General features: G+C 66.4%; 6 protein-coding genes. All 6 read right to left on the bottom strand.

Annotated features, from left to right (window positions below; all coding sequences use genetic code 11):
* Positions 1–334: 334 nt before the first annotated feature.
* Positions 335–1,771, bottom strand: coding sequence for a dihydrolipoyl dehydrogenase (gene lpdA / locus ABE571_RS17280; RefSeq protein ID WP_121037968.1), 1,437 nt, complete (start codon positions 1,769–1,771; stop codon positions 335–337).
* A gap of 135 nt (positions 1,772–1,906) precedes the next feature.
* The gene (sucB, locus tag ABE571_RS17275) at positions 1,907–3,115 is read right to left on the bottom strand and encodes a dihydrolipoyllysine-residue succinyltransferase (protein WP_346494271.1); all 1,209 of its coding nucleotides are present in this window, start codon (positions 3,113–3,115) and stop codon (positions 1,907–1,909) included.
* Between the two features lie 43 nt (positions 3,116–3,158).
* The gene (locus ABE571_RS17270; RefSeq protein WP_313210271.1) at positions 3,159–5,990 is read right to left on the bottom strand and encodes a 2-oxoglutarate dehydrogenase E1 component; all 2,832 of its coding nucleotides are present in this window, start codon (positions 5,988–5,990) and stop codon (positions 3,159–3,161) included.
* A 185-nt stretch (positions 5,991–6,175) separates the two neighbouring features.
* Positions 6,176–7,084 (bottom strand): GNAT family N-acetyltransferase, encoded by a 909-nt coding sequence (locus ABE571_RS17265; protein WP_313218819.1) that lies wholly within the window; start codon positions 7,082–7,084, stop codon positions 6,176–6,178.
* A 14-nt stretch (positions 7,085–7,098) separates the two neighbouring features.
* Positions 7,099–8,502 (bottom strand): cupin domain-containing protein, encoded by a 1,404-nt coding sequence (locus ABE571_RS17260; protein WP_313210267.1) that lies wholly within the window; start codon positions 8,500–8,502, stop codon positions 7,099–7,101.
* 63 nt (positions 8,503–8,565) lie between these two features.
* Complete coding sequence (gene purB, locus ABE571_RS17255; RefSeq protein ID WP_313210265.1) at positions 8,566–9,933, bottom strand: adenylosuccinate lyase; 1,368 nt, start codon at positions 9,931–9,933, stop codon at positions 8,566–8,568.
* Positions 9,934–9,964: the final 31 nt, after the last annotated feature.

The raw sequence follows: 9,964 nt of genomic DNA, 5'->3' as shown, positions 1-9,964 counted from the left end.
GAATGGCGAGGAGCCGGCCAGCGGCCGGCACTACCAAATGGCGAGGAGCCGGCCAGCGGCCGGCACTACCAAATGGCGAGGAGCCGGCCAGCGGCCGGCACTACCAAATGGCGAGGAGCCGGCCAGCGGCCGGCACTACCAATGGCGAGGAGCGGGCCAGCGGCCGGCACTACCAATGGCGAGGAGCCGGCCAGCGGCCGGCACTGCCAAATGGCGAGGAGCCGGCCAGCGGCCGGCACTACCCATGGCGAGGGGCTGTGCAGCGGCCGGCACTACCTCTCGCCCACAAAAAACCCCGCCGAAGCGGGGTTTTTCGTTACGCCACCAACTCGGCTCAGTTGGCCTTGTGGATCGCGCGCTTGCTCACGGCCATCGCGGCGTCATGCACCACTTCCGACAGCGACGGGTGGGCGTGGCAGATGCGCGCCAGGTCGTCGGCCGAACCGCTGAACTCCATGGTCAGCACGCCTTCGTGCACCAGCTCGGAGACGTTCGCGCCGACCAGGTGCATGCCCAGGATGCGGTCGGTCTCGGCATGCGCCAGGACCTTCACGAAGCCGGTCGGCTCGATCATCGCCACGGCACGGCCGTTGGCGGCGAACGGGAAGCTGCCCGCCTTGTACGGGATGCCTTCGTCCTTGAGCTGCTGCTCGGTCTTGCCGACCCAGGCCAGCTCCGGCTCGGTGTAGATGACCCACGGGATCGTGTCGAAGTTGACGTGGCCCGGCAGGCCCGCGATCAGCTCGGCCACGGCGATGCCTTCCTCGAAGCCCTTGTGTGCCAGCATCGGGCCGCGCACGCAGTCACCGACCGCCCAGACGCCATTGACGCCGGTGTGGCAGTGCGCGTCCACTTCGATCTGGCCACGCTCGTTGATCTTGACCCCGGTGCCTTCGGCCAGCAGGCCCTTGGTGGCGGCGCGACGGCCAACGGCCACCAGCAGCTTGTCCACGATCAGGCTCTTCTCGCCTTCACCATCGGTGTAGGTCAGGGCGACTTCCTTCTTCTTGCCCTTGCCGGTCACCTCGGCCTTGGAGACCTTGGCGCCCAGGCGGATGTCCAGACCCTGCTTCTTGAATTCCTTCAAGGCGGTCTTGGCCACTTCGGCATCGGCAGCGGCCAGGAAGTCCGGCAGCGCTTCCAGGATGGTCACTTCCGAACCCAGGCGCTTCCAGACGCTGCCCAGTTCCAGGCCGATCACGCCGGCACCGATCACGGCCAGGCGAGCCGGCACTTCGGTGAAATCCAGGCCGCCGACGTTGTCGACGATGGTTTCGCCATCGAACTTGGCGAACGGCAGTTCGATCGAATCCGAGCCGGCGGCGATGATGACGTTGGTGCCCTTCAGCTCGACTTCCGAACCGTCGTGCTGCTTGACCTTGACGATGTTGCCCGGTTGCAGCTCACCGAAACCGTAGTACGCGGTGACCTTGTTCGCCTTGAACAGCATGGCGATGCCGCCGGTGAACTGCTTGACGATCTTGTCCTTGCGGCCAACCATCGCCTCGACGTCCATCTTGGCATCCTTGAAGCTGATGCCGTGGTCGCCAAAGATGTGGCCCATGTTCCAGAACTGGCGCGAGGAATCGAGCAGCGCCTTGGACGGGATGCAGCCCACGCGCAGGCAGGTGCCACCCAGGGCCGGCTTGCCGTCCTTGCCCAGCGCAGCGTCGATGCAGGCGGTCTTCAGACCCAGCTGCGCGGCGCGGATGGCGGCATGGTAACCGGCCGGACCGGCACCGATGACGACGACGTCGAATTGTTCAGCCATTGATAGTTCCTTGTTGCATTCCCGAGCTTCGCTTGAAGCCGGTGGCGCGCAGGCGCCGGGGGAGAGAGCAGGGCAGTGCGGTGCAGTGCCGTAAAACCAGAACCCCTCCGCGCGGGCGCGGAGGGGTGGGAGGTCTTACAGGCCGAACAGCATGCGGCCCGGGTTTTCCAGCTGGTTCTTGATGTCCACCAGGAACTGGACCGAGTCCTTGCCATCGATGATGCGGTGATCGTAGGACAGCGCCAGGTACATCATCGGCGCGATCACGACCTGGCCGTTCTGCGCGATCGGACGCTCCTTGATGGCGTGCATGCCCAGGATGGCGCTCTGCGGCGGGTTGATGATCGGGGTCGACAGCAGCGAGCCGAAGGTGCCGCCGTTGGTGACGGTGAAGGTGCCGCCCTGCAGTTCTTCCAGGCTCAGCTTGCCGTCACGGGCCTTCTTGGCGTAGTCGGCGATGGTCTTTTCGATATCGGCGAACGACATGCGCTCGACGTTGCGCAGGACCGGGGTCACCAGACCCTTCTCGGTCGACACGGCGATCGAGATGTCCGAGTAGCCGTGATAGATGATGTCGTCACCATCGATCGAGGCATTGACCAGCGGGAAGCGCTGCAGCGCGTTGGCGGCGGCCTTCACGAAGAAGCTCATGAAGCCCAGCTTGATGCCGTGGGCCTTGACGAACTCGTCCTGCAGATCCTTGCGCGCGGCCGAGACCTTGGACAGGTCGACCTCGTTGAAGGTGGTCAGCATCGCGGTGCCGTTCTTGGACTGCATCAGGCGCTCGGCGATGCGCTTGCGGATGCGGGTCATCGGCACGCGCTCTTCCGGACGTGCGCCACCGGACTTGCCGGCGCCACCGTTGCGGGCGAAGTTGACGATGTCTTCCTTGGTCACCGCGCCGCGGCGGCCGGTGCCGTCCACGTCGGCCGGGTTCACGCCTTCGGTGATGGCGGTGAAGCGGGCGCCCGGGGGCAGCGAATCGGCAGCGGACTTGGTGGCCGGGGCCGGCGCTGCGGCAGCGGCCGGAGCGGCAGCGGCCGCTGCCGGAGCAGCGGCCGGGGCATCGGCCTTCTTCTCTTCGGCCGGCGCAGCAGCAGCGGTCGCGCCTTCTTCGATGATGGCCACGACCTGGCTGGAGGTCACGGTGGCACCCACCTCGAACTTGATCTCCTTCAGCACGCCATCGACCGGCGACGGCACTTCCAGGACGACCTTGTCGGTTTCCAGATCAAGCAGGTTTTCATCGCGCTTGACGGCATCGCCGACCTTCTTGTGCCAGGTGGCGATGGTGCCGTCGGCGACGGATTCGGGCAGTACCGGGGCTTTGACTTCGGTGGCCATGCGGGAGCTTCCTGGTTTGTCTTTTCTAGAATGAGGGGGAGAGTTATTCAGCGACCGAGTCGTTGAACGTGTTGACCAGGGCATCGGCGATCAGCTTCTGCTGTTCGATGATGTGGTCAGCCATGTGTCCAGCGGCCGGCGATGCCGAACGGGCGCGACCTGCGTAATGGATGCTCTGGCCATCGGCCAGGCACGCCTGCAGGTGGTGACGGATCTGGTACCAGGCACCCTGGTTCTGCGGTTCTTCCTGACACCACACCACATCGGCCGCCTTGCCGTACTTCTTCAGCTCTGCTGCCAGTGCCACGCGCGGGAACGGATACAGCTGTTCGACGCGGATGATGGCCACATCGTCCTGGCCACGCTTGGTCTGGTCTTCCAGCAGGTCGTAGTAGACCTTGCCCGAGCACAGCACCACGCGCTTGACCTTCTTGGCGTCTGCGTTGGCATCGCCGATCAGGTGCTGGAACTCGCCGTTGGCCAGTTCGTCCAGGGTCGACACGGCCAGCTTGTGGCGCAGCAGCGACTTGGGCGACATCACGATCAGCGGCTTGCGGGTGGTCATGCGCATCTGGCGACGCAGCATGTGGTACGCCTGGGCCGGGGTCGACGGCACGCACACCAGCATGTTCTCCAGCGCACACAGCTGCAGGAAACGCTCCAGACGCGCGGAGCTGTGCTCCGGGCCCTGGCCTTCGTAACCGTGCGGCAGCAGCAGGGTCAGGCCGGTGATACGGCCCCACTTGGCTTCGCCGGCGGCGATGAACTGATCGATCACGACCTGGGCGCCGTTGGCGAAATCGCCGAACTGGCCTTCCCAGATGCACAGGGTGTTCGGATCGGTGGTGGAGAAGCCGTACTCATAGGCCATCACCGCTTCTTCGCTGAGCAGCGAATCGATGATGGTGGCCTGTTCCGGCGACTCGACCAGCTGGCGCAGCGGCAGGTAGTAGTTGTCGGTCTTCTGGTCGTGCAGGATCGCGTGGCGGTGCGTGAACGTACCGCGGCCCACGTCCTGGCCGACCAGGCGCAGGTTGTTGCCTTCGTCGAGGATGGTGGCGTAGGCCAGGTTCTCGGCAAAGCCCCAGTCACCCGGGATCTCGCCGGCGGCCATCTTGCGGCGGTCGTCATAGACCTTGGCCACGCGCGAGTGCAGTTCCACGCCTTCGGGCACGGTGTTGATCATCTGCGCCAGCTGCTTGACCTTCTCCATGCCGACGGCGGTGGAGACCGCGTCGGAGAGCTTGCCGTTGAGCAGCTTGGGCCAATCCACGTACATCTTGCTGGTGGCCGGGGTCTTTTCGACCTGGGCCAGCTCGGTGGTGACTTCACCGGCATCGAGCTTGTTGCGGTAGGCATCGACCAGCGCCTTGCCGCCGCCGGCTTCGATCACGCCGGCAGCTTCCAGCGCCGCGGCGTACAGCTCGCGGGTGGTCTGGTGCTTGCGGATCACCTGGTACATCAGCGGCTGGGTGATCGCCGGTTCGTCGGCCTCGTTATGGCCCCAACGGCGGTAGCACATCAGATCGATGACCACGTCCTTGGCGAACTTCTGGCGGAACTCGAAGGCCAGCTGGGCGGCAAACACCACGGCTTCCGGATCGTCGCCATTCACGTGCAGCACCGGGGCGGCGATCATCTTGGCCACGTCGGTGGCGTAGCGCGTGGAGCGCGTATCCAGCGGGTTGGAGGTGGTGAAACCGACCTGGTTGTTGACCACGATGTGCACCGTGCCACCGACGGCGAAGCCGCGGGCCTGGGACATCTGGAACAGCTCCATCACCACGCCCTGGCCGGAGAAGGCCGCGTCGCCGTGGATCAGGATCGGCATCACCTGCTTGCGGGCGGTATCGCCACGACGTTCCTGGCGCGAGCGCACGCTGCCGGCCACGACCGGATCGGCGATTTCCAGGTGCGACGGGTTGAACGCCAGCGCCAGGTGGACGGCGCCACCCGGGGTGGAGACGTCGGCGGAGAAGCCCATGTGGTACTTCACGTCGCCGGCGGAGGCGTGGTCGTCGTGCTCGAACTTGCCTTCGAACTCGTCGAACAGCTTGCGCGGGCTCTTGCCGAGAGTGTTGACCAGCACGTTCAGGCGGCCGCGATGGGCCATGCCGATCACCACGTCCTTGACGCCATCCTTGCCGGCGTCACGGATGATGGTGTCCATCATCGGGATCAGCGAGTCGCCGCCTTCCAGCGAGAAGCGCTTCTGGCCGACATACTTGGTGTGCAGGTAGCGCTCCAGACCCTCGGCAGCCGTCAGGCGCTCCAGGGTGCGGCGCTGGGTATCGGCATCCAGGTTGTAGTTGCCACCGGCCAGTTCCAGGCGCTGGTACAGCCACTGGCGCTGCTCGACCTCGGAGATGTGCATGAATTCCGCACCGATCGAGCCGGTGTAGGTCTTCTTCAGGCGCTCCAGCAGGTCGCGCAGTTTCATGCGCGGCTGGCCGGCGACGCCGCCGGTGCTGAACTCACTGCCCAGGTCGCTTTCCGACAGGCTGTGGAACGGCAGGCCCAGATCCGGCGGATTGGTCGGCGCGGTCAGGCTCAGCGGGTCCAGGCGGGCCGCCATGTGGCCACGCGAACGGTAGGCGGTGATCAGGCGGCCGACATTGCGCTCGCGCTCGTCGCCGGCACCGGCGGCAGTGCCGCTCTTGACGGCATTCTTGGCGGCGTCGGCAATGTGGGCGATGACGGCCGAATGCGGAATATCACCGGCTTCGCGGCCCTGGAAGCCGTCGAAGTAGGTCTTCCATTTGGGATCGACACTGTCCGGAGAAACGAGGTACTGCTCGTACAGATCCTCGATATAGGAGGCGTTGCCGCCGGCGAGCTGCGAAGATTGCGCAAACTGCTTCAGTTGATTGTCCACGATGGAGAGTCGGATTCGCTTGTGGGGTAAGGCTTCGATGATCCGGCAGGGAAAAGTGAATAGCCCTGCGCGGGCGGTATCTAACACCCCAAATTGTACCCCCATCGAGACAGGAAGGGGCACCGTACGGGCCAGTGCGGGGACCGCGGTGTCATTCCCAGACAGGTTCGGGAGCGTGGGGTGAGCTACAGGCCCAGTGCGCGCAGTTCGCTGCAATCACGCGAACGTTCCCATACGCGCTGCAAACCGTCCTGCAACGGCCGCGAACGTGCCGGCTGGGACACACCCGCCTCACCGTCGAAGCGGTGGCCACTCAGACGAAAGTAGTAGTCGCCCGCGTCATTGAGCAGGCAGGCCGATGCCGTCGCGCGGTCGATCGGATCGCTCACTTCGCGCACCCGGAAGACGCTCGGCAGGCGCTGCAGCAGGGTCAACAGGGGCGAGCCGGCCTGCCGGATGGCGGCGCTGTCGTGGACGATCAGCCAGGCCTGTTTGTCGTGGCGGGCGGTGGCGTAGCGTCGCAGCGCCTCCAGCACCGGCGGTGCATCAAGCAGGCCGGGGTCGAGCTGGCGGCTGTGGATCCAGAGCTGGCGGCGGGCGCGGTGGACCAGTGCGGTGGTGATCGCCACGGCGTCCTCGGCCCGGTCGATCGCGACCGCTCCGGACAGGGTCAGGCGCATGTGCTGGTGGGCGATACCGGCCTCGTCGAACACCTCGCCCTCCGGCAGGAAGCCCTGCCGGGTGTAGAACACGCGGGCCGGCAGCTGCGCATGCAGCCCGACCTCGCGCCAGCCACGGGCCCGGGCCTGATCGATCAGGGCCTGCAGCAGGGCGTCGCCGACGCCTTTGCCGCGCCAGGCGGCCAGCACCGCCATCCGGCCGATCCGCCCATCCGGGGTGAGCCGGCCGGCACCGATCGGCGCGCCGTCGGTGTCCCGGGCCAGCACGTGCACGCTGAGGGGATCGAGCGCGTCGATCTCCAGCTCGGCCGGTACCTGCTGTTCGTCGACGAACACGGTGAACCGCACCCGGTGCAGCGCGGCGTGCTGCGCCGGGTAATCGACCACGTCAACCTGGAAACCGGAGGCGGCCATGGCGGGCGGGCGGATCAGCCGCGCGGGGGCTCGTCCTTGCCGTCGGTCTCGTCGCTGTCATCGAAATCGACGATCACTTCGATGCCGTCGTCATGGATGGTGACCTCGTGCACGTCGGCCTGGATGGCCTCGTCATCGATGACCTCGACCGCGTCGGTGCCGTCGACGATGTCGTACTCGGCGACGTAGTCGTCTTCATCCTCCAACCCGGCATCGTCCACCAGCTGGTAGAAGCCGCCGGCGACCAGCGCCTGCACGGCATCACGGCCCTTGGCCGAGAGCTTCTGGTACAGCGCCGCGCCGATCTGTTCGGTGCCGGCCAGTACCTGGGCATCCTTGACCGGCAGGGCGAAGTCCAGGCCGCTGCAGTACAGGCTGGCGCCACGCTTGGCACGGCGCCAGGCCAAGCGCGCCCACGGGTGGCGCTGCAATTCCACGCCCGCGCCCAGCGCGGCTTCGATCTCCTCGCGCGGCAGCGGTTCGCCGTGCGCCATCACTTCCCCGGCGGCGCGGTAGGTGGTGATGAAGCGGCCGAACCAGTCGCCGAGCTTGTCCGGGTCGTTCATGCGGATCGCATTGAGCGCTTCGACCACGCGATTCATCGAGACCACGTCGATCTCGTTCGGGTCCTGCGGCACTTTCAGGTCCGGATCCTGGTAACGGATGGACTCGTCGGCACCGTCAATCAGGGTATCGAGGTAGTCGCTGATCAGCTCGGCCGAGGCCGGGGCACGCATGCCGAAGGAGAAGGTCAGGCAGGGGTCTTCGGCGACGCCGTTGTGCGGCACGTTCGGCGGCAGGTAGAGCATGTCACCCGGCGCCAGCACCCAATCGTGGGTCGGCTTGAAGCGGCGCAGCAGCTTGAGTTCGACGTCGTCGCGGAAGTCCAGCGGCGGGCGCTTGCCCTTGATGGATTCGCTGGCATCGATCTGCCAGCGGCGGTGCCCGTAAGCCTGCAGCAGGAAGACGTCGTACTGGTCGACATGCGCCCCGACCGAGCCGCCGGTGGCGGCGAAGCTGATCATCACGTCATCCATGCGCCAGCGCGGCAGGAAGTTGAAGTGGCTGATCAGGGCGCGCACGTCGGCGTCCCACTTGTCCACGTCCTGGACCAGCAGGGTCCAGTCGTGGTCGGGCATGCCCGGGAACTCTTCTTCCTGGAACGGGCCGGTACGCACGCTCCAGCCATCGGTGGCGCGGTCGTGGGTGATCAGGCGCGACAGGGCGCCTTCCTCGCAGGCCAGGCCGGCGAGGTCTTCGGGCTGGACCGGCGTTTCGAAATCGGGGAAGGCGCCGCGGATGAGCAGCGGGCGCTTCTGCCAGTAGTCGCGCAGGAAGGTGGCTGCGGGCATGCCCAGCGGAAGGCCGGGGCGGGCCTGGATGTCGATGACGGGGGTTTTGGTCTTGCGTGCGGCCATGGGGGAGATCCTTGCAGCGTATAGACGGGTATTCGGGGGCGCGACGGTGCCGCGCCCATGCCTTCAGATCGCCTTGGCCAGGTCCGCCGCCAGGCCGATGTAGCCGCCCGGGGTGAGGGCGCGCAGGCTCTGCTTGGCGTCGGCCGGCAGCTCCAGGGATTCGACGAAGGCCTGCATCGACTCGGTGGTGATGCCCTGACCACGGGTGAGGGCCTTGAGCTGTTCGTAGGGGTTGGGCAGGCCGTGGCGGCGCATGACGGTCTGCACGGCTTCGGCCAGTACTTCCCACGCGGCGTCCAGATCGGCGTCCAGGCGTTCCGGGTTCACGGTCAGCTTGCCCAGGCCCTTGGCCAGCGAGTCCAGGGCGACCTGGGTGTGGCCAAAGGCCGTGCCGACCGCACGCAGCACGGTGGAGTCGGTCAGATCACGCTGCCAGCGGCTGATCGGCAGCTTGGCGCTGAAATGCTCGAACAGGGCGTTGGCGATGCCGAAGTTGCCTTCGGCGTTTTCGAAATCGATCGGGTTGACCTTGTGTGGCATGGTCGACGAGCCGACTTCGCCTTCCTTGAGCTTCTGCTTGAAGTAGCCCAGCGAGATATAGCCCCAGACGTCGCGGGCCAGATCGATCAGGATGATGTTGGCGCGGCGCGCGGCATCGCCGATTTCGGCGACGTTGTCATGCGGTTCGATCTGGGTGGTGTACGGGTTGAACACCAGGCCGAGGCTTTCCACGAAGCGCTGGGCGAAGGCCGGCCAGTCCACGTCCGGGTAGGCGATGACGTGGGCGTTGTAGTTGCCCACCGCGCCGTTGATCTTGCCGGTCAGCTCCACCGCGGCGATCTGGCGGCGCTGGCGCTCCAGACGGGCCACCACGTTGGCCACTTCCTTGCCCAGGGTGGTCGGCGAGGCGGTCTGGCCGTGGGTACGCGACAGCATCGGCTGGGCCGCCTGGGCGTGGGCCAGGGCGCGCAGCACGCCGGCGATGTTGTCCAGCGACGGCAGCAGCACCTCGCGGCGGGCCTGCTCGAGCATCAGGCCATAGCTGAGGTTGTTGATGTCTTCGCTGGTGCAGGCGAAATGCACGAACTCCAGCGCCGGGCCCAGCTCGGCATCGGCGGCGAGCTGTTCCTTGATGAAGTACTCCACGGCCTTGACGTCATGGTTGGTGGTGCGCTCGATCTCCTTCACCCGCGCGGCGTGGGCCGGGGCGAAGTCGTCGGCCAGGGCGCGCAGGCGGGCGGTGGCGGCAGCCGAGAACGGGGCCAGTTCGACGATACCCGGCTCATTGGCCAGTGCCAGCAGCCATTCCACTTCCACCTTCACGCGGGCCTTGATCAGGCCGTATTCGGAGAAGATCGGGCGCAGGGCGTCGACCTTGCCGGCGTAGCGGCCATCGAGCGGGGACAGGGCGAGCAGGGCGAATTCGGACATGGCAGGGCGCAGGTCGTTGGCAGCGGGGGCC

This window comes from Stenotrophomonas sp. TWI273, assembly GCF_039674765.1.
Classification (GTDB): Bacteria; Pseudomonadota; Gammaproteobacteria; order Xanthomonadales; family Xanthomonadaceae; genus Stenotrophomonas.
Note: the sequence above shows the minus strand (reverse complement) of the source record. Positions and strands in the feature narration are given on the sequence as shown.

Bases quoted from the DNA above. Each gene is read 5' to 3' on its own strand.
- lpdA (WP_121037968.1), bottom strand. From the start codon at position 1,771: ATGGCTGAACAATTCGACGTCGTCGTCATCGGTGCCGGTCCGGCCGGT.
- sucB (WP_346494271.1), bottom strand. From the start codon at position 3,115: ATGGCCACCGAAGTCAAAGCCCCGGTACTGCCCGAATCCGTCGCCGAC.
- ABE571_RS17265 (WP_313218819.1), bottom strand. From the start codon at position 7,084: ATGGCCGCCTCCGGTTTCCAGGTTGACGTGGTCGATTACCCGGCGCAG.
- ABE571_RS17260 (WP_313210267.1), bottom strand. From the start codon at position 8,502: ATGGCCGCACGCAAGACCAAAACCCCCGTCATCGACATCCAGGCCCGC.
- purB (WP_313210265.1), bottom strand. From the start codon at position 9,933: ATGTCCGAATTCGCCCTGCTCGCCCTGTCCCCGCTCGATGGCCGCTAC.